Genomic DNA, 19,689 nt, shown 5'->3' on the forward strand with positions numbered 1-19,689 from the left:
CACCCTCGATCGTCGTGATAGCTGATGATGTGCCGGGGGGTGCGTCGCGGCTGAGCGGCACGGGATTGCGGCCTCGCCGGATGTAACGGTCACCACCTTTGGCAAGATCCACCCTGCGTAACGCCCGTAGAGTCGCTACATATTTATCTGGCAGTAGTCCAGTTCGTTTCCCGTGGAGCTTGCGTGCAATCGGTCGGCAAACAGGCGGTTTCGCCTGATCCCAAACGGCACTTGTGGATGTTGGGATTGATCGCGCCCGGCTGTGCCCTACTCCCGTCGCAGTTGGTCGCGCGGACGGGTATCGAGGTGTTCTGGTGGCTCGGGCCGATCATCGTGCTGATCCTGATTCCGGTCCTCGACTGGTTCGTCGGCGAGGACGGCACCAATCCGCGCGACGAGGACTACGAGCGGCTCTCGCACGACCGGTACTACCGCTGGTGCACCTACCTCTTCCTGCCGATCCAGCTGGCCGGGCTGATCATCGCCGCCTATCTGTGGGCCGATGACGGGCTCGGCATCGTGGACAAGGTGGGATTGGCCACCACGCTCGGATTGGTCAGCGGTATCGGGATCAACGCCGCGCACGAACTCGGCCATCGGGTCGAGCGCTTGGAGCGCTGGCTGGCCAAACTGGCCCTGGCGCAGTCCGGATATGGGCACTTCTACGTTGAGCACAACAAGGGTCATCACGCCCGGGTGGCCACCCCGGAGGATCCGGCCAGTGCCCGGCTGGGCGAGTCGTTGTGGATGTTCCTGCCGCGGAGCATCGTCGGCGGCTTCCGTTCCGCGATCCGTCTCGAACGCGATCGGCTGGACCGGAAGGGCTTGGGCTGGTGGAACATTCGCAACAACATCCTGCAGGGCTGGTCGATGACGCTGGTGCTCTACGGCGCCCTGGTGCTGTTGTTCGGCCCCGCCGTCCTGCCGTATCTGGTGTTGCAGGCGGTGATCGGTTTCGGGTTGCTGGAGACGGTCAACTACGTCGAGCACTACGGCCTGCTGCGCCGGCGGCTGCCCGGCGGGCGGTGGGCTCGCTGCTCCCCGGCCGACAGCTGGAACTCGGATCGCCTGGTCACCAACATCTTCTTGTTCCACCTGCAGCGGCACAGTGACCACCACGCCAATCCGGGGCGGCGCTACCAGACTCTGCGCAGCACCGAGGAGGCGCCGCAACTGCCCGCCGGCTACGCGACCATGATCCTGCTGGCCACCGTGCCGCCGTTGTGGCGCCGGGTCATGGATCCGAAGGTGCGCGCACACTATGCCGGCGATCTGACCCGCGCCAATATCGCCCCGCGCAAGCGGGAGCGCATTCTGGCTGCCTACGGTCTGGCGGGATAGCGCGATCTGCCGGACTACTCGATTCGCGGCGTCGCATCACCCCGGAACGCACGTTGTTTCGCAGCGGTATTCGATACGGCCGATCGCGGCGCCACGTCGGCGCACACCGCGTGCGCCGGAGAGGCTAGCCTGAATTGTCGTACCGACATCCACCGAGAGGCTGATCCAGGCGCATGACGACCTCAGAACTTTCCGCTAGCACCACGCTGACTCCCGATGTCCGCAACGGCATCGACTACAAGGTGGCGGATCTGTCGCTGGCCGAGTTCGGCCGCAAGGAGATCCGGCTCGCCGAGCACGAGATGCCCGGGCTGATGGCGCTGCGCCGCGAATACGCGGAGGTGCAGCCGCTGAAGGGTGCGCGCATCTCCGGTTCGCTGCACATGACGGTGCAGACCGCGGTGTTGATCGAGACCCTGGTCGAACTGGGTGCTCAGGTGCGGTGGGCCTCGTGCAACATCTTCTCCACCCAGGATCACGCCGCCGCGGCGGTGGTGGTCGGCCCGCACGGCACCGTCGACGATCCCAAGGGCACCCCGGTCTTCGCCTGGAAGGGGGAGACCCTCGAGGAGTACTGGTGGGCGGCCGAACAGATGCTGACCTGGCAGGATGAGCCCGCCAACATGATCCTCGACGACGGCGGTGACGCCACCATGCTGGTGCTGCGCGGCGCTCAGTTCGAGAAGGCCGGAGTCGTGCCGCCGGAGGACGAGACGCACTCCACCGAGTACAAGGTGTTCCTGAACCTGCTGCGCGCGAGCCTGGCGGCGAACCCGAGCAAGTGGAGCGTCATCGCGGACTCGGTCCGCGGTGTCACCGAGGAGACCACCACCGGCGTGCTGCGGCTGTACCAGTTCGCCGCCGCGGGTGAGCTGTCCTTCCCGGCGATCAACGTCAACGACTCGGTCACCAAGTCCAAGTTCGACAACAAATACGGCACCCGCCACTCGCTGATCGACGGCATCAACCGCGGCACCGATGTGCTGATCGGCGGCAAGAAGGTGCTGATCTGCGGTTACGGCGATGTCGGCAAGGGGTGCGCGGAGTCGCTGGCCGGTCAGGGCGCGCGCGTACAGGTCACCGAGATCGACCCGATCAACGCGCTGCAGGCGCTGATGGACGGTTTCGACGTGGTCACCGTCGATCAGGCCATCGCCGACGCCGACATCGTGATCACCTCGACCGGTAACAAGGACATCATCGGCCTGGACCACATGAAGGCCATGAAGGACCAGGCGATCCTGGGCAATATCGGCCACTTCGACAACGAGATCGATATGGCGGCCCTGGAGAACTCGGGCGCCACCCGGCTCAACATCAAGCCGCAGGTGGACCTGTGGACCTTCGAGGGCACCGGGAAGTCGATCATCGTGCTGAGCGAGGGCCGGCTGCTCAACCTGGGCAACGCCACCGGCCACCCGTCCTTCGTGATGTCCAACAGCTTCTCCAACCAGGTCATCGCGCAGATCGAGCTGTGGACCAAGCCGGAGGAATACGACAACGAGGTCTACCGTCTGCCGAAGGTGCTCGACGAGAAGGTCGCCCGCATTCACGTCGAGGCACTGGGCGGCACCCTCACCAAGCTCACCAAGGACCAGGCCGAGTACATCGGTGTGGATGTCGAGGGCCCGTTCAAGCCCGAGCACTACCGCTACTGAGCGGTATCGAGCCGTTGTCCCGCCGAACCTTCCGAGGTCGGCGGGACGCCTTCGCCGCTGTGAGGGACGCTCGCCGGCGCCTCGTCAGAGCTGGCAGGTCGGGCTGGGGTGCAGGAGCCAGCACAGAATCGAGCCCGGTTCGTTCGATCCACTCGCTGAACCCGAACCGAGCGGACCGCCGGAATCGGCGATCCGGCCGGGGGTCGCGGCCGAGGTGGTGACCGTGGCGGGCTCGAGGGACAGCGGCGCGGCCGTCGCGGCGCCGACGCCCAGCGCACCGATCGCGAGAGTCACTGCGACGGTGGGTAATACGCGGGTGATGATCATGATTGCCTTCCTGTGTTCGAGACGCTTCGAGGATCGCGCCCGGCGGCGCGGCCGTTAACAGGGGGCGGGCCGGCGCTCCGATTCTGTGGAAAATCGAGATTTCGGACGACGCGCTCAGGCGCGTCGAACAGCGCGCTGGGCAGCCCTGTAGCCTGCACGTTATGGGTGCACTCATCGCAGTGGAGGGCCTCGACGGCGCGGGTAAGCGGACATTGATCGACGCCGTCGTCGCGGAGCTGCGCGGCCGGGGACAGCGGGTGGGGACACTGGCCTTTCCGCGCTACGGCCGCTCGGTGCACGCGGATCTGGCAGCCGAGGCGCTGCGCGGCCGCCACGGCGATGTGGCCGTCTCGGTGAACGCGATGGCCCTGCTGTTCGCGCTGGATCGCGCCGACGCCCGGGACGAGTTGTCGAAACTGTTGGCGGACAACGACATCGTGCTGCTGGATCGCTACGTGGCGTCCAACGCCGCCTACAGCGCGGCGCGGGTGGGCGAGGATGCCGACGGTGAAATGGTGTCGTGGGTGGCGGAATTGGAGTTCGCCCGCTTCGAGCTCCCGGTGCCCGACATTCAGGTCCTGCTCGATATTCCCACCGAACTGGCCGCCGAACGCGCCCGCCGCCGAGGCGAACTCGACACGTCCAGGGCGTTGGATGCCTACGAACGCGATATATCGCTGCAGGAACGCACCGGGGCGGTCTATCGTGTGTTGGCCGAATCGCAGTGGCACGGCCCCTGGTGGGTCCATGCGCCGCAGGACGATCCAGCCCGACTCACCGCTCGACTATCGGAAATGACTGGCCGATAGGGTGGGATGTGCGTCGGTAATGTAACCAGTGTTGGCGTGGTTGCCCGTTCCGAGCCGGAGAGATGACAACATAGTAGTTATGAAGCCGAAGATTCTGGTCGTCGACGACGATATGGCGCTCGCGGAGATGCTCACGATCGTCTTGCGCGGCGAGGGTTTCGACCCCCATGTCGTCGGTGACGGCACGCAGGCGCTCACCGCGGTCCGAGAGCTACGCCCGGACCTGGTGTTGCTCGACCTCATGCTTCCGGGCATGAACGGCATCGATGTATGCCGGGTGCTGCGCGCCGATTCCGGTGTGCCGATCGTGATGTTGACGGCCAAGACCGGACACGGTCGATGTCGTTCTGGGCTTGGAGTCGGGCGCCGACGATTACATCGTCAAACCCTTCAAGCCCAAGGAGCTGGTCGCTCGGGTGCGGGCGCGGTTGCGCCGGACCGATGACGAGCCGGCCGAACTGCTGTCGATCGCCGACATCGTCATCGACGTACCGGCCCACAAGGTGACCCGCAGCGGTCAGCAGATCTCGCTGACTCCGCTCGAGTTCGACCTGCTGGTGGCCCTGGCCCGCAAGCCGCGTCAGGTGTTCACCCGTGAGGTCCTGCTCGAGCAGGTGTGGGGTTACCGGCACGCGGCCGACACCCGCCTGGTGAACGTGCATGTGCAGCGACTGCGGGCCAAGGTCGAGAAGGACCCGGAGAACCCCGAGATCGTGCTGACCGTCCGCGGTGTCGGATACAAGGCCGGACCGCCGTGATCGAACGCCTCGGCGAGGCACAGCCGTGATCGCTGGCTCCAGGAACCGCCTCGAGCGGTGGCTGGCAGCTGTGGTGGCCTGGTTCAAATCCGTCGGAGAATCGCTGGGCCACATGTGGCGACGGTCGCTGCAGCTCCGCGTGGTGGTATCCACGCTGACGCTGTCGCTGATCGTCATCACGATTCTCGGTGTCGTGCTGACCAGCCAGATCACCGATCGCCTCCTGGACGCGAAAGTCAATGCGGCCGTTGAGGAGATGGGGCGTGCCCGCAATACGGTCGAGGCACAGCTGACGGGTGCCTCGGATTCGAGGACCCAGGCCGCCCGGCTGCAGGATGCGGTGAGCGCGCTGTCGGCTTCCTCGGTCGCCGGTGGTGGTTCGTCCGCCACGGGCGGGGCCGGAACCTACAGTGTGGCGCTGGCGATGGTCGGCAACGGCCAGCAGGAGGTGACCGCCGGGCCGATGCTGGAGGTGCCCGCCGAACTGCGCCGGTTCGTCCAGCAGAACCAGGTCAGCTACCAGTTCGCGACGGCCGCCGGCGTGGACGGCTACCACGGACCGGTGCTGATCATCGGCAGCCCGAGCACCGAGGTGCCGACGCTCGAGGTCTACCTGATCTTCCCGCTCAACAACGAGCAGCGCAGTCTGAGCCTGATGCGCGGCACCATGCTGATCGGCGGCATCGTGCTGCTGGTGCTCCTGGCGGCGATCACCGCGCTCGTGACCCGGCAGGTCGTGCTGCCGATCCGCTCGGCGGCGCGCATCGCCAGCCGGTTCGCCGATGGGCGGCTCAAGGAGCGCATGCTGGTCCGAGGTGAGGACGATATGGCCAGACTCGCCATGTCGTTCAACGAGATGGCCGAGAGTCTGTCGAATCAGATCACCCAGCTCGAGGAATTCGGCAATCTGCAACGCCGGTTCACCTCCGATGTCAGCCACGAATTGCGGACACCGCTGACCACCGTGCGGATGGCCGCCGATCTGATTCACGGTTCCAGCGACGAACTCGATCCGGCGCTGGCCCGCAGTGCGGAACTGCTGGTCACCGAGCTGGATCGATTCGAGGGACTGCTCAACGATCTGCTCGAGATCAGCCGCCACGACGCGGGTGTGGCCGAATTGCAGGTCGAATCGCTGGATGTGCGCATGTGCGCCCGGGCGGCGGTGTCCACGGTGCGGCATCTGGCCAAGGAATCCAGCTGTGAACTGATCGTGGATCTGCCGGAGGAGCCGTTGGTCGCCGAGGTCGATCCACGGCGGGTGGAGCGGGTGCTGCGCAATCTGCTCGCCAACGCCATCGACCACAGCGAGGGCAAGCCGGTGCTGATCCGGATGCGCGGCGACTCCGATGCCAACGCGGTCTCGATGGTGGTTCGTGATCAGGGTGTCGGCCTGCGGCCCGGTGAGGAGAAATTGGTCTTCAACCGGTTCTGGCGTTCGGATCCGTCCCGGATGCGGCGTTCGGGCGGTACGGGTCTGGGCCTGTCGATCAGCGTCGAGGACGCGAATCTGCACGACGGCCGCCTCGAGGCCTGGGGTGAGCCCGGCGCGGGTGCGAGCTTCCGGCTGACCTTGCCGCTGGTACGTGGACGCAAGCTCGGTCCCAGTCCGCTGTCGCTGGAGCCGCCCAAACGCCGGTTGGCCGATACGCCGGCCGAACCGGCCGGTGAACGGGAGCCGGAGGCCACGGGCCCAGGGGAGCCGGAGGCCACGGGCCCAGGGGAGCCGGAGAACTCGGGCACACAGGAGTCGGGCCTCTCGGAGAGCTCCGCGAGGCCCGGTACCGTCGATGCCGAAGCCGATGCCGAGACGCCGTCCGGTACGACGCCGGAGGCGGCGGAGCCGTCCGGCCATCCGGAGTCGTCGGATGGCGGCGCGTCGTCGTCCGCGCCCGCACCGGCCGGGACGAGTGACGCTGCCGAGAGCGCGACGGATGCCGCGCGTGCCGACAAAGAGGACATCAACCCATGAATCGCACCGGACTGGCAACGGTGATCGGTGCGCTGTTCGGCTGCGCGCTGCTGATCACCGGTTGTGCCAATCTGCCGGATTCCTCCGCGCCCCAGGCGCTGGGCACCATCAGTCACGAGCCGACGTCGACGGGTCCGCATCCACCGGTCAACGGGCGCGATCCGGATCTGCTGCTGCACGACTTCCTGCAGGCCACCGCGGATCCGGCCGACAACCATCGGACCGCACGGCAGTATCTCACCTCGGATGCCTCGCAGAATTGGGACGACACCGCCCGGACCATCATCGTGGACAAGCCCGACACCCTGCGGGAGTCGAGGTCCGAGGACACGGCGACCTATCGGGTGCGGGCGCGAAAGCTCGGTGAGCTGGGCACCGATGGGTCGTTCCGGGCGCAGGACAACACCTACGAGACCCGAATCGAGATGACGAAGGTCGGCGACGAGTGGCGGATCAACCAGATGGAGCCGGGCGTCGTGGTCGACAGCACGGCCTTCTACAAGTCCTATCACCGGTATTCGCTGCATTTCGCCAACAGTCCCGGCACCATGATGGTTCCCGACCTGCGCTGGATCGCGGTCGGCAAGGATCAGCTCACGCAGCGGCTGATATCGCTGCTGGCCGACGGGCCGCGAGAGGGGCTGGCACCGGCCGTGCGCAATGTGCTGGCCGCGCCGGTGAGCCTGAGTTCGGACATCACCAAGGCCAACGGCGCGACCGATGGCGTCGGTGTCGGCCTCGGTGGTGTGCGGATGGATTTCTCCGGCGCCTCGGCACTCGATCAGCGCAGCAAGGAACTGCTGGCCGCGCAGGTCGTGCTGACCCTTTCCGGTGCGGGCATTCTCGGTCCGTATGTCCTGCTGGGTGACGGTAAACCGCTCGACGACCGGTATGCCGGCACCGGCTGGTCGCTGGAAGACGTCACCTCGATGAATCCCTCGGCGCGCACCGCCGACCGGGCCGGTCTGCACGCCTTGCGGGACGGCACGCTGGTCAAGGTGGAATCCACCAAGGGTGATATCGCCCCCACACCCGGATACTTCGGCACGGTGCACAATCTGCGCTCGGTCGGATTGTCCGAGGACGGGCAATTGGTGGCCGCGGTGGCCGACAGCGGTGAGCCCGCTCCCGCTCCGAAGCAGACTCTGGTGATCGGCAGCTACGACGGCGCGACCACCTTCTCGGTGGTCCAGGGCGATACCTTCACCCGGCCGTCGTGGACCTCCGACGGGGGCGCGGTGTGGACGGTGGTCGACGGCACCCGGGTGGTCCGGGTCGTGCACGATCGCGCTACCGGCAATGTCTCGATGCAGAACGTCGACAGTTCCTCCCTCACGGTGGCGGAGCCCAACAGCGCCGATTCCGTGCCGCGGCTGCCCATCACCGACCTTCGTATCTCGCGTGACGGCGCCCGTGCGGCGATCATCGCCGGAGGCAAGGTGTACCAGGCGATCGTGGTGCCACATCCGGACGGTAAGTACTCGCTGACCGCACCGCAGCCGGTGGCGGTAGATTCCAGCACGACGGCGGCGTCCATCGACTGGTCCACTCCCGACACGCTGGTCGTGGCGAGAGAAGGCGATGTGAACCCGGTGGACTCGGTATTCGTCGACGGTTCGGAGCTGATGGCGCTGTCCAGCCAGAACCTCACTCCGCCGGTGCGCGTGGTGAGTGCCGCGCCCGATACGCTCTACGCCGCGGATTCGCGGGCGGTGATGCAGCTGCAGTCCTCCGATCCGGCCACGGATCGATTCTGGCGCGAGGTGCCCGGGCTGGGTGCCAACGCCGTGCCGGTACTGCCGGGCTGAGCGCGGACGCCGAGCGGAATTGCGCCCGGCGATCTCGGCACCCACCGACAGCGCCGGAGACGGCCGTGTCGGTGGCTTCGGCGACACTGGTGCGATGCGCACGCTGCTGGAGTTGATCCTGCCGCAGTACTGCGGGGGATGTGGATCGGCCGGGACCGGATGGTGTGCGGAATGCGCCGCGATTCTCACGCAGCCACCGATGCGGATCAGGCCACGAACCGCCCCGGGGGCGCCGTGCTGGGCACTGGGACCGTACACCGGTCCGGCGCGGCGGGCGGTGGTGGCGGCGAAGGAGTCGGGCCGCCGTGATCTGGCGGCGCCGCTGGGGCTGGCCTTGGCGCGGGGGATCGGCCGGTTGCGCGCTCCCGAACGTCCACTGATCCTGGTCCCGGCGCCCAGTCGCCGGGTCGCGGCGCGGCGTCGCGGTGGCGATCCGGTCGTCCGGACCGCCCGGGTCGCGGCCGGTTGGCTGACCGATTGCCATCTCGCACCGGTGCTGTGGGCACGTGGTGAGGTGCGGGATTCGGTCGGATTGGGTGTGGCGGCGCGCCGGGACAATCTGGCCGGACGTATCGCCGTCCGGATCACCGCCTCCTCACCGCTTCTGACCGTGGCCGATGCCGACATCGTGCTGGTAGACGATGTGCTGACCACCGGGGCGACGGCGGCCGAATCGGTGCGTGTGCTGGCCGCCGCGGGACTGCGGGTTCGGGCCGTGATGGTGACATGCGCCGCGTGAGTCGGAGAAATTTGCGTGAACAGTGGCGGACGGATCGTTGGCGTAATAGCGTTGCTGACATAGCGATCTGACACCCGATCCCAGAGGTTGGAGGTGGCAACTCGGACGACTTCGTGCCGAGCTTTCCGGCGTGAACAGCGGGCCACGGGTGGCAGGCCGCAAGCCTTCTCACCAGTTCCTGACACCCCCGGTTCGCCTGCTCGGCACGGCTGCTAACCCGCCGCACATGACACGGTTGTGCGGCCAGATCCGGGAGGTACGCGTGACGACTTCACGACCTTCAGTCAAAGAAGCAGATTCCTCGACCGGTACGGGCACCCAGCTGGGTTCCACAGAATTGAACGGAGCCGAACAGACCATCTCGGATGTGCCCCGGACGCCCGAAGCGGACGTCGTGGTCAAGGGACGCAACGTCGAGGTACCCGATCATTTCCGCATTCATGTCGCGGACCGACTCTCCCGTTTGGAACGCTTCGACCCGTCGATCTATCTGTTCGACGTCGAGCTGTTCCACGAACGAAATCGCCGTCAGCGCAAGAACTGTCAGCGCGTGGAAATCACCGTGCGTGGTAAAGGCCCGGTTGTCCGCGCGGAGGCGTGTGCCGACAGTTTCTACGGTGCGCTGGAACAGGCCGTGGCCAAGCTCGAGTCCCGCTTGCGTCGCAGTAAGGATCGTCGCAGGGTGCACTACGGCGAGAAGACCCCGGTATCGGTGGCCGAGGCGACGGCCGCGCTGATCGATGACACCGCACTGCTGACCTCCGACGGTTCCGAGGCGGCCGAGTCCGCCGCCGACACCGGCGAGTACGCCGGTCCCGGCCATATCGTGCGAACCAAGGTGCACTCCGCGACACCGATGTCGGTGGACGACGCGTTGTATCAGATGGAGCTGGTAGGCCACGATTTCTTCCTATTCCACGATCGCGAGACCGACCGCCCGTCGGTCGTATACCGCCGCCACGCCTTCGACTACGGGTTGATCAGGCTGGCGTAACCGAGTTACGCATCATGGATTGATCGACCGCGGCCGGGGCCTGGTGCCCCGGCCGCTTACTATTCCGGATCAATTTACTGTGACACCTTGTACCGGGATTTTTCCGACCATACAGTAAGCCCCATGACTACCGAGCGTTCCCGTCGCGCCGTCATCGTCGCCGGCGCCCGCACCCCGTTCCTCCGCGCCTTCTCCGACTACATGCGGATGGACACCATCGATCTGGGCGCACAGGCGGTCTCCGGCCTCCTGGAACGGGTCGGCCTGCCGAAGGAGCAGGTGCAGGCCATGGTGTGGGGCGGGGTGATCCTGCCGAGCGCGGCCCCCAACATCGCCCGGGAGATCGCGCTGGATCTGAATCTCGGCCACGGTGTCGAGGGGTACACCGTCACCCGGGCCTGCGCCTCGGGCCTGCAGGCCGTGACCGCGGCAGCCGCCGCCATCGAACGCGGCGAGTACGACGTCATGATCGCCGGCGGCAGCGACTCGACCAGTAATGCCGAGGTGAAGCTGCCACAGAAGATGGTGCACGCCGCCGCGCCCCTGGCGCTGGGCAAACCCAAGCCCAAGGACTATCTGTCCGCGGTCGCCCAGCTGGCCCCGTTCACCGATCTCGTGCCGCGCCGTCCGCGGATCGCCGAACGCACCACCGGTGAGGTGATGGGGGAGTCCGCGGAGAAGATGGCGCGCATCCACGGGATCACCCGCGCCGAGCAGGATCGATTCGCCGTCCGGTCACATCATCGCGCGGCGGCCGCGATCGACTCCGGCCGCTTCGACCGCGAGGTGCTGACGGTGCGTACCCCCGACGGGAAGACGATCGATCGCGACGGGCTGGTGCGCGCGAACACCAGTGTGGAGAAGCTGGCGACCCTGGCGCCGGCGTTCGCACGCGACGGCACGGTGACCGCGGGAAATGCCAGTCCGCTCACCGACGGCGCCGCCGCGGTCCTACTGATGAGCGAGGAGAAGGCCCGGGCCCTGGGATTCATGCCGCTGGCGGCCATCCGGTCCTGGAGTTTCGTGAGCGTCGACCCCGCCGATCAGGTGTTGATCGGACCGGCCATCTCGATGCCGCGAGCCCTGGACAAGGCGGGCCTGTCGCTGTCCGATGTCGATCTGGTGGATATCCACGAGGCGTTCGCGGCGCAGACGCTGTCGGTGGTCTCCGCGCTGGCCAGCGCCGACTGGGCCAAATCCCGGCTGGATCGCGATACCGCGGTCGGCGAGGTCGATCCCGACATCCTCAATGTGCACGGTGGCTCGGTATCGCTGGGTCACCCGTTCGGAGCCACCGGCGCCCGTATGGTGGCGACCATGGCCAACGAATTGGCGCTGACGGGCAAGAGCACCGCGCTACTGGGCATCTGCGCCGCGGGCGGCCACGGCGCGTCCGCGGTCCTCGAACGGGTGTAGCCCCGGTCTCCGGAGGCGGATCAGTACCGTTCCCAGTGGATCGCATCCTCGAGTGGGCGCCGCTCACGCCAGCCGAATCGTTCCAGATCCGGCGTCTGCTGAAAGTCGTGGACCGGTCCGACGCACAGCCATGCCACGGGCCGGATACCGGGCGGCAGTTCCATGAGCGAGGTGAGGAACGGGGCGTCGTAGAAACTCACCCAGCCGACCCCGACCCCCTCCGAGGTGGCGGCGAGCCACAGATTCTGGATCGCCAGAATCGTGGAGTACAAGCCGGTTTCGGGTACGGTCGCCCGGCCCAGCACCTGCGGACCGCCGCGGCTGTCGTCGTGGGTGACGACGATGCCGGTGCCGCTCTCCGTGATGCCCTCGATCTTGATCGGATCGAAGGTGCGGGCCCGCTCCGGGGGCAGGGAATCGTGGAACTCCACCCGTTTGTCGGCGACGTGGGCGGCGAATCTCGTCAGGGTCTCCGGGGCGCGGACGACCACGAAATCCCAGGGCTGTGAATTGCCCACGCTCGGTGCGCGATGCGCGGCGTCGAGAATGCGGAGCAGGGTCGCATCGTCGACGACTTCCCCGGTGAATTCGGCACGCACATCGCGGCGCCGCCGGATCACGTCGTAGATGCTGGGTTCTTGCACTGACACCGGTTCAGTCAACCAGTCGCGATCGATACCCATGGCAAAGGGGCTCCCCGGACAAATCCGGGAAGCCCCTGTGCCGTGTTCGTGGAATCAGGCGGCCGAACCGACGGCCTGGCGTCGCTCGGCGACGCGGCGCTTTCCTTCGCGCAGCGCGGTACGCAGCCCGCGGCGGCGGCCGGTGGCCGGGTCGACGGTGCCGATGCCGCCGAATGCGCGCTCGGACTTGGTCTCCGGGGCGTCGTCGGTGCCGCGGCGCAGATATTTGTTGGGCAGCGACAGCTTGATGATGGTGCGCCACGACTTGCCGTACTGCACCGGCAGGGATCCGGCGGTGTAGGGCAGGTCGTATTTATCGCACATTTCGCGGACCCGGACCGAGATAGCGCGCAGCCGGTTGCTCGGCAGATCCGGGAAAAGGTGGTGTTCGATCTGGTGCGAGAGGTTGCCGGTCATGAAATGCATGACCGCGCCACCGGTGATATTGGCGCTGCCCAGCATCTGACGCAGATACCACTCGCCCTGGGTTTCGTTGTCCACATCGCCCTTGGTGAACTTCTCCGCACCGTCGGGGAAGTGTCCGCAGAAGATGACCGCGTTGGTCCAGACATTCCGGACGATATTCGCGGTGATATTGGCCGTGAGGGTGGACAGGAACGCCGGTCCGGTGAGCAGCGGGAAGATCAGGTAATCCTTGGCGGCCTGCTTACCGATCTTCTTCAGCACCACGCGGCGGTCCTCTTCGAACTGCAGCCGCTCGGGCGATCCGGGTGCCCACTTCTTCTTCGCCACCTTGCCCAGCTCCAAATGCTGGATGGCGACGCCGTATTCGAAGAACATCTGCAGCAGCAGGTTGTATACGGGCTGGCCGAGATAGAACGGGGTCCACCGCTGATCGCGGGTCACGCGCAGCAGGCCGTAGCCGATGTCGTCGTCCATGCCCAGCACGTTGGTGTACTTGTGATGCAGGTAGTTGTGCGTGATCTTCCAGTGCTCGGACGGGCCGGCGTTGTCCCATTCCCAGTTGGTGGAGTGGATTTCCGGATCGTTCATCCAGTCCCACTGGCCGTGCATGACGTTGTGGCCGATCTCCATGTTCTCGATGATCTTGGCGGCCGACAACATCGCGGTGCCGGCCAGCCAGGCCGGCGGCAGGAAACTGGCGAACAGCGTTGCGCGGCCACCGATTTCCAGAGCGCGCTGCAAACGGATCACATTGCGGATGTAGCGGGCGTCGCTCGCACCCCGGGAGGACTCGATTTCGCGGCGGATCGCATCCAGCTCCGCGCCGATAGCCTCCACATCCTCGGGGGTGAGGTGGGCGTATTCCTTGACATCCGAGATCGCCATGCTGGTTACACTACCGTAGGTTACGGTTGCGTAGGTTGCCTCGGGATCGGATTACAACTGTGGCGTATACCGCATTGTGATTGTGACCGATATCTGCTTAAGTTAGTCGCTTCCGTCGCTGACGCCACCGTACTCGAACGGTCGCCCGCTCGCGCAGCGCCCGCCGGCGCAAGATCTGCTTCTCGGCCTGCGCTTTCTCCTGCAGTACGAGTTTCGCCTCGCGCAGTGCCGCCTTTTCCTGCCGTGCTTTCTCGCGCAGCGCCGCTTTCGCCTCGGCCAGCGCCGAGCGCAATCCCTGCCGCCGGCCGGTCAATGGGTCGATCGCGAACAGCGCGTCGTCGGAACCGCCGGCCAACGGCAGCGCCGAGAGCGTGAATTTGCGTTCCGACGAGGTCTCCGGTGCGTCGTCGGCGGTGCGGCGCAGGAACCGATCGGGCAGTGCCAGTTTGTGAATGGTGCGGAAGGCGAGCAGATATTGCTTTCCGAGCGATCCGGTCGTGTACGGCAGATCGTATTTGTCGCACAGTTGCCGCACCTGCTCGGAGATCTCCGGATACCGATTGCTCGGAATGTCCGGAAAGAGGTGGTGCTCGATCTGATAGCAGAGATTGCCGCTCATGAACGCCATCGCCGGGCCCGCCTGGAAGTTGGCGCTACCGAGCATCTGCCGTAGATACCACTCCGCCCGCGTTTCGCCGGCGAACTGTTCCTGGGTGAACTTCTCGGCGCCATCGGGGAAATGGCCGCAGAAGATCACCGCGTACGCCCACAGATTGCGGATCAGATTGGCGGTGGCATTGGCTTTGAGCGTCTGCTTCCAGCCCGGACCGGTCAGCAGCGGATAGACCAGGAAGTCCTTGGCCACCTGTCGCCCGGCCTTGCGGAGGAATTGCCGATTCGGCTCCGACAGCAGATCGCTGCGCGGGACGCCCAGCTGCATCTTCTCGATCTTCAGATCGTGCAGCGCGATACCCCACTCGAACAGCGCGGCCAGGATCAGGTTCGCCACCGGCTGGGCGAGATTGATCGGCTTCCACTGCTCGTCGCGGGTCATCCGCAGGATGCCGAAGCCCACATCGTCGTCCATGCCGACGATGTTGGTGTAGGTGTGGTGAGAGAAGTTGTGGGCGCGCTTCCACTGACCGGAGGTGCCCGTCATATCCCACTCCCAGCTGGTGGAGTGGATTTCCGGATCGTTCATCCAATCCCACTGGCCGTGGCTGATGTTGTGGCCGAGCTCCATGTTCTCGATGATCTTGGCCACCGACAGCATCGCCGTCCCGGCCACCCAGGCCCACTTGTTGCGCCCGGCGAACAGGACCGCCCGGCCCGCGGCCTCGAGGGTGCGCTGGGCCCGAATGGTGCGCCGGATATAGGCGGCGTCGCGCTCGCCCAGCGATTGCTCGACGGTGCGCCGGATAGTGTCGAGTTCTTCGCCGAGGGTTTCGATATCGGCTGCCGTCAGGTGCGAATACGCCTTGATGTCGGTGATGGCCACGGTATTGCAATGCCTCCGCTTCGCTCCGGCGGTTTCGAGATGAATGCCTCTGCTGCGCGTCGGCGGGCCGGTCTCGGATTGCCTCCGCTGCACTTCGGTGGGAGGTCTCGGTCTGTTCCTGTTCAGAGTATCGGTTACCGGTGGTGATCGCTTGTGCCGGTACGGTCACCGCGCGTCCCACCGGAGTTCCGGCTCACACGTCGAGAGTGCAGTCTCCGGCCGCGGCCGAGATGCAGGTCTGCACCTTCTCCCCGGCCTGGTGCTCGGATCCGTTGCGCAGATCGCGCACATGTCCGTCGGTGAGGGTGACCACGCATGTCTGGCAGATGCCCATCCGGCAGCCGAACGGCATCTGCACTCCGGCCGCTTCACCGGCCTCGAGCAGGCTGGTGGCGCCATCGACCTCGGCGCTGCGGTCGGCGCGGGCGAAGGTGACGGTGCCACCCTCGCCGACGGCCGACCGCTCCACCTCGAACCGCTCGACATGCAGCTTGTCGCCGATACCGGCGGCGGCCCAATGCTTTTCGACATCGTTGAGCAGTCCGGCCGGTCCGCACGCCCAGGTCTCGCGGGTGCGCCAGTCCGGGAACCGGGTGTCCAGCTCGGCCAGATCGAATTTGCCCTGGTCGCCGGTCAGATGAACGTGGGCGGTGAATCCGGGGTGCTTATCGTGCAGGGCCCGCAGTTCGTCCCCGAACATGACGTCGGCGGCGGCACGAGCGGAATGGATGTGGACGATGTCGTCCATCGCGTCGCCGTCGGTGCGATCGGCGGCACGGCGATCCATCGTGCGCAGCATCGCCATCACCGGCGTGATACCGCTGCCCGCGGTGATGAACAACACCTTCGACGGCGGCGGTTCCGGCAGTACGAACCCGCCCTGCGGTGCGGCCAGTCGCACGACCGTGCCCTGCGGGACGCCGTTGACCAGGTGACTGGACAGGAAGCCCTCCGGCATCGCCTTCACCGCGATCGAGATCACCCGCTTGGCGCGGTTGTCCGGATCTGTCCAGTTCGGCGGGCAGGTAAGGGAATACGAACGCCAGTGCCAGCGCCCGTCGACGAGGACACCGATACCGATGTACTGGCCCGGGGTGAAGGTGAAATCGAAACCCCAACCCGGCTTGATCACCAGGGTGACCGCATCGGCGGTCTCCTTGCGGACCTCCACGATGCGGCCGCGCAGTTCCCGCGCCGACCACAACGGATTGACCAGGTGCAGATAATCGTCGGGCAATAGCGGGGTGGTGATACGGGCGGCCGCGCCACGCACCGCGTCCAGCCGCGTCCTGCCCGCCATCTTCGCGTCGGCGACCGGGGCCTCGAGCCACGCCCGCAGGCCCTTTACCGATTTCGACACCATCGTGCGAATGCTCATTTCCTGTGATCACGCGCCTGCGGCGCACCGTCCGACCCAAGGTTACGGCATCGTAGGTTAGCGGTCGGCTCAGAGGAGGTCGAGCAGGAACGGCAGCTCCTGTGCGGCGTACCAGGCGAGCTGATGATCCTCCGCATCGCCGAGCACGAACTCCGCGTCCGGATCCCCGAGATCGGCGGCATCGATGACGTCGACGGCCTTCGCCACCTGGGGTTCGGCCTCGGCCAGGTCGACGTGCACCGAGGCGATCCGCTGGTAGGTGATCGGGCCGGACAGGCGGACCACCGCGTCGTCGAGATCGGGTCGCAGGGTAATTCCCGTCACATCCGCGGCGATCACCGCGCGCCGGTAGACCGGGGCCGAATAGGACGGCCCCGCCGTGTCGGTGTCGGTGCCGGTGTCGTCGTCCTCGGCCTGCAGGAGCGCGGACTCGCGTTCCTGGGCGAGCAGGCGCAACGACGCGCGTGCCGCGTCGATCATGGCGACCTCGGCCAGCTCCTCGTCGTCACCGGAGGCATAGGCCTCCCGCAGAGCGGGGGTGACCGCGAAGGCCGTATCGTTCACGGCGCGAATTTCGCGCTCCGCCACCAGCTCTCGAAGCATCGCGATGGTGGCCGGTACATAGACCCGTAGCTTGCCCTGATCAGACGCAGGCACCGAGCATCTCCTCCATGGATTCGCGCACCGACGCCGCCAGCACGGCGATATCGGCCATCGCCTCGCGGTCGGCATTGAAACCGTAGAACACCCGCCCGTCGTAGGACGTGATCCCGATACTCGACGCCTGATTGCGCAGCAACGGCGATACCGGATACATCTCCAGCATCCGCGCGCCGCCGATGTACATCGGCTGCTGCGGACCCGGGGCGTTGGTGATCACCAAATTGAACGTGTGCTCTGCGAACGTACTCGCCGCCCGGACGCTCATCGCGTGCAGGCTGGCCGGGGCGAAGCCGGCCATGTGCACCAGCGTCCGCGCCCGCACCCCGCGCCGGTGGCGGGAATGCTCGCCGGTGGCATGCGAGATATGCGACAGCCGCATCACCGGATTCGGCTCACCGACCGGCAGATCGATCAGGAACGACGACACCTCGCTGGCCGGACGCAGGGCGTCCTCGGGCGCTCCGTCGACGTAGACCGACATCGGCACCACCGCGCGCAGCACCGCCGATTCCACCAGGACCTCACCCCGGGACTGCAGGAATATCCGCAGCGCGCCGGTGACCACCGCCAGGATCGCGTCGTTGATCGAGCAGTCGAAGCGACGGCGGATGCGGCGGTAGTCGTCGAGCGCCGTCTGCGCGATATCGAACCGCCGGCAGCGTGAGATCGAGGTGTTGAAGATGCTGTCGGGCGCGGTCCGCCCGGCGGCGCGCACCCGGGAGACAGCGGCGTCGACGGCTCTGCCCGCGGCCGCCGCCACCGCGGACGCGTTGGCGCCGGCATCGCGCATCACCTCCCACGCGGTGGCGGGCTGGGTCGCGATCTCGGCCAAGGCCATACCCAGTAGCTCCACCTCACCGGGTTCGCGGTGGGCCACCCAGGTGTCGGGCGCGACCTCGCGCGGCCGCGGGCCGGCGTCGAGGATGACGTGCCCGATCTCGAGTGCGGTTTCGCCGTCCACCAGCGCCGAATGGGTTTTGGTGAAGATCGCGCACCGGTCCTCGGACAGACCCTCGATGAGATACATCTCCCACAGCGGCCGGCTCTGGTCCAGCGGCCGTGAGGTCAACCGTCCGACGAGTTCATGGAGCTGCTCGTCGGAACCCGGCGCCGGGAGCGCGGAGCGGCGCACGTGGTAGGTCAGATCGAAGCGGCTGTCCTCCACCCAGACCGGGCGGCCGACCTTGAACGGAACCTCGCGCACCTTGCGGCGATAGCGCGGCACCATCGGCAGCCGACTGTCGACCAGATCGAGTAATCGCTGATAGTCCAGGTCGGCCGCGGTATCCCCGGCAGCCTCGGCCGGATGCTCGACGCGCACGATCGCGAGCGAGCCGATGTGCATGGGATTGCTGCTCGACTCGAGCCTGAAGAACGATGAGTCCTGCGGCGACAGTCTCGTGATCACGCTGTTGAATGCTCCTCTCCGTTGCCGTCCTCCATTGTGGGGTTACACAATCCATCCGCGGGGAACTCTGTGGGACTTGTCGCGTCCGTGGCGGAAATACTCCGGCGCCGGGACCGGCCGTGGCATGCTGGTGCGATCCGTGCCCGAAGCAGGCCGACCAGGGGGAGTGTCGAATGCTCGAGTCTTCTGCAAGCCCGGTTTACACCCGCCGCGCGACGACCGCGGCACCGGTGTTCGAACCGCCGCTGAATCCCGACCACACCGATACCGAGGCCGCGCGCGGACCGCTTCGGCGTGCCGGGGATCGTGGCGGCGTTCGACTCCGCGCGCCGCGCCGCTCCACACACGACGGACGCTCACCGGGGACCGGCGCGATGGGCACGCCCGCGGTTCGTGGCGGGGGCGGCGAGGCGGGGGAGAGCGACGCGGCCGCGGCTCGGTTCGCCGAGCGGTCGCTGCGATTGGTGCTCGAGGTGATCGACGGCCGTCGCCCGCTCGGTCAGCTGCGCTCGGTGGTCGAGCCGACCGTCCTCGCGGCGGTCGAAACGCTGGCCCGCACCGCGGCGGCCGAACGCCGTCTGGGCAGCGCGGTCCTGGTCACCGTGAAAACCGCCGAGATCACGGCGAACGGTGCCGAGGTCTGCGCGGGATACGACCGCGGCCGGCGGCGCTTCGCGATCGCGGCGCGCCTGGTGCTGCGGCGGGGCCGGTGGCGCGTCGGCGCGCTGCGTATGCGCTGACGGCGATGGATGGGAGGGGAGTGGACGCTGGGTGAGATCTGTCGCCGCGCGGGCGCCTACGATGGAGGCCGCATTACCATGGACGATGCCGCGTATCCGCGCACCGGGGATTTCGCCCATACGATGTGGCGGGGGCTTCGGTGTGCCGTGAACGGCGCGGTGTGCCGAAGATGTAGCACTGCAAGA

At 66.8% G+C, this 19,689-nt stretch carries 16 protein-coding genes and 1 pseudogene; 10 read left to right on the forward strand and 7 right to left on the reverse strand.

What is annotated here, in order from left to right:
- Positions 1-237 precede the first annotated feature (237 nt).
- Together LKD76_RS07680 and ahcY are read left to right on the forward strand one after the other, a co-directional pair.
- Positions 238-1,341 (forward strand): alkane 1-monooxygenase, encoded by a 1,104-nt coding sequence (locus LKD76_RS07680; RefSeq protein ID WP_227980339.1) that lies wholly within the window; start codon positions 238-240, stop codon positions 1,339-1,341.
- Between the two features lie 173 nt (positions 1,342-1,514).
- A complete protein-coding gene (gene ahcY / locus LKD76_RS07685) occupies positions 1,515-2,999 on the forward strand; it encodes an adenosylhomocysteinase (protein ID WP_227980340.1) in 1,485 nt (494 codons plus the stop codon).
- 84 nt (positions 3,000-3,083) lie between these two features.
- Here the strand turns inward: ahcY and LKD76_RS07690 are convergent, their stop codons facing one another.
- A complete protein-coding gene (locus tag LKD76_RS07690; protein WP_227980341.1) occupies positions 3,084-3,326 on the reverse strand; it encodes a hypothetical protein in 243 nt (80 codons plus the stop codon).
- A gap of 161 nt (positions 3,327-3,487) precedes the next feature.
- Here LKD76_RS07690 and LKD76_RS07695 point away from each other — a divergent pair, with 161 nt between their 5' ends.
- The 7 genes and pseudogenes from LKD76_RS07695 (at position 3,488) to LKD76_RS07725 (ending at position 11,822) form a co-directional block, all read left to right on the forward strand.
- A complete protein-coding gene (locus tag LKD76_RS07695) occupies positions 3,488-4,135 on the forward strand; it encodes a dTMP kinase (protein WP_227980342.1) in 648 nt (215 codons plus the stop codon).
- A 79-nt stretch (positions 4,136-4,214) separates the two neighbouring features.
- Positions 4,215-4,893 (forward strand): annotated as a pseudogene (mtrA, locus tag LKD76_RS07700) (MtrAB system response regulator MtrA).
- A gap of 112 nt (positions 4,894-5,005) precedes the next feature.
- Positions 5,006-6,865, forward strand: coding sequence for an MtrAB system histidine kinase MtrB (gene mtrB / locus LKD76_RS07705; RefSeq protein WP_227985142.1), 1,860 nt, complete (start codon positions 5,006-5,008; stop codon positions 6,863-6,865).
- A complete protein-coding gene (gene lpqB / locus LKD76_RS07710; RefSeq protein ID WP_227980343.1) occupies positions 6,862-8,673 on the forward strand; it encodes an MtrAB system accessory lipoprotein LpqB in 1,812 nt (603 codons plus the stop codon). The genes mtrB and lpqB overlap by 4 nt, the downstream gene beginning before the upstream one ends.
- Before the next feature lie 94 nt (positions 8,674-8,767).
- Complete coding sequence (locus tag LKD76_RS07715; protein ID WP_227980344.1) at positions 8,768-9,412, forward strand: ComF family protein; 645 nt, start codon at positions 8,768-8,770, stop codon at positions 9,410-9,412.
- A 148-nt stretch (positions 9,413-9,560) separates the two neighbouring features.
- Positions 9,561-10,406, forward strand: a complete 846-nt coding sequence (gene hpf, locus LKD76_RS07720; RefSeq protein ID WP_308188512.1) for a ribosome hibernation-promoting factor, HPF/YfiA family — start codon at positions 9,561-9,563, stop codon at positions 10,404-10,406.
- A 123-nt stretch (positions 10,407-10,529) separates the two neighbouring features.
- Positions 10,530-11,822, forward strand: a complete 1,293-nt coding sequence (locus tag LKD76_RS07725; RefSeq protein WP_227980345.1) for an acetyl-CoA C-acyltransferase — start codon at positions 10,530-10,532, stop codon at positions 11,820-11,822.
- A 20-nt stretch (positions 11,823-11,842) separates the two neighbouring features.
- On the opposite strand, the gene bluB is transcribed toward LKD76_RS07725, so the two are convergent.
- From bluB to LKD76_RS07755, 6 genes are all read right to left on the reverse strand, one after another.
- Positions 11,843-12,466 carry a 5,6-dimethylbenzimidazole synthase gene (bluB, locus tag LKD76_RS07730; protein ID WP_372465973.1) on the reverse strand — a complete coding sequence of 208 codons (624 nt, stop codon included), beginning with the start codon at positions 12,464-12,466 and terminating at the stop codon, positions 11,843-11,845.
- 93 nt (positions 12,467-12,559) lie between these two features.
- Positions 12,560-13,816: a fatty acid desaturase family protein gene (locus LKD76_RS07735; protein ID WP_227980347.1), complete on the reverse strand. Its 1,257-nt coding sequence runs from the start codon at positions 13,814-13,816 to the stop codon at positions 12,560-12,562.
- A 97-nt stretch (positions 13,817-13,913) separates the two neighbouring features.
- The gene (locus tag LKD76_RS07740) at positions 13,914-15,314 is read right to left on the reverse strand and encodes a fatty acid desaturase family protein (RefSeq protein WP_227980348.1); all 1,401 of its coding nucleotides are present in this window, start codon (positions 15,312-15,314) and stop codon (positions 13,914-13,916) included.
- Positions 15,315-15,507: 193 nt separating this feature from the next.
- The gene (locus LKD76_RS07745; RefSeq protein WP_372465762.1) at positions 15,508-16,692 is read right to left on the reverse strand and encodes a ferredoxin reductase; all 1,185 of its coding nucleotides are present in this window, start codon (positions 16,690-16,692) and stop codon (positions 15,508-15,510) included.
- Between the two features lie 69 nt (positions 16,693-16,761).
- Entirely contained in the window at positions 16,762-17,349 is a 588-nt protein-coding gene (locus tag LKD76_RS07750) for a DUF6912 family protein (protein ID WP_422615962.1), read from the reverse strand.
- On the reverse strand, positions 17,336-18,763 hold the full coding sequence (locus tag LKD76_RS07755; protein ID WP_227980349.1) for a WS/DGAT/MGAT family O-acyltransferase: 1,428 nt from the start codon (positions 18,761-18,763) through the stop codon (positions 17,336-17,338). The genes LKD76_RS07750 and LKD76_RS07755 overlap by 14 nt, the downstream gene beginning before the upstream one ends.
- 173 nt (positions 18,764-18,936) lie before the next feature.
- On the opposite strand from LKD76_RS07755, the gene LKD76_RS07760 reads away from it, so the two are divergent.
- A complete protein-coding gene (locus LKD76_RS07760; protein WP_227980350.1) occupies positions 18,937-19,503 on the forward strand; it encodes an Rv3235 family protein in 567 nt (188 codons plus the stop codon).
- Positions 19,504-19,689 lie beyond the last annotated feature (186 nt).

Source organism: Nocardia spumae, assembly GCF_020733635.1.
GTDB lineage: Bacteria > Actinomycetota > Actinomycetes > Mycobacteriales > Mycobacteriaceae > Nocardia > Nocardia spumae.

Coding starts and splice junctions, on each gene's coding strand:
- LKD76_RS07680 (WP_227980339.1), top strand. CDS start 238: ATGTTGGGATTGATCGCGCCCGGCTGTGCCCTACTCCCGTCGCAGTTG.
- ahcY (WP_227980340.1), top strand. CDS start 1,515: ATGACGACCTCAGAACTTTCCGCTAGCACCACGCTGACTCCCGATGTC.
- LKD76_RS07690 (WP_227980341.1), bottom strand. CDS start 3,326: ATGATCATCACCCGCGTATTACCCACCGTCGCAGTGACTCTCGCGATC.
- LKD76_RS07695 (WP_227980342.1), top strand. CDS start 3,488: ATGGGTGCACTCATCGCAGTGGAGGGCCTCGACGGCGCGGGTAAGCGG.
- mtrB (WP_227985142.1), top strand. CDS start 5,006: ATGTGGCGACGGTCGCTGCAGCTCCGCGTGGTGGTATCCACGCTGACG.
- lpqB (WP_227980343.1), top strand. CDS start 6,862: ATGAATCGCACCGGACTGGCAACGGTGATCGGTGCGCTGTTCGGCTGC.
- LKD76_RS07715 (WP_227980344.1), top strand. CDS start 8,768: ATGCGCACGCTGCTGGAGTTGATCCTGCCGCAGTACTGCGGGGGATGT.
- LKD76_RS07725 (WP_227980345.1), top strand. CDS start 10,530: ATGACTACCGAGCGTTCCCGTCGCGCCGTCATCGTCGCCGGCGCCCGC.
- LKD76_RS07735 (WP_227980347.1), bottom strand. CDS start 13,816: ATGGCGATCTCGGATGTCAAGGAATACGCCCACCTCACCCCCGAGGAT.
- LKD76_RS07745 (WP_372465762.1), bottom strand. CDS start 16,692: ATGAGCATTCGCACGATGGTGTCGAAATCGGTAAAGGGCCTGCGGGCG.
- LKD76_RS07760 (WP_227980350.1), top strand. CDS start 18,937: ATGCTCGAGTCTTCTGCAAGCCCGGTTTACACCCGCCGCGCGACGACC.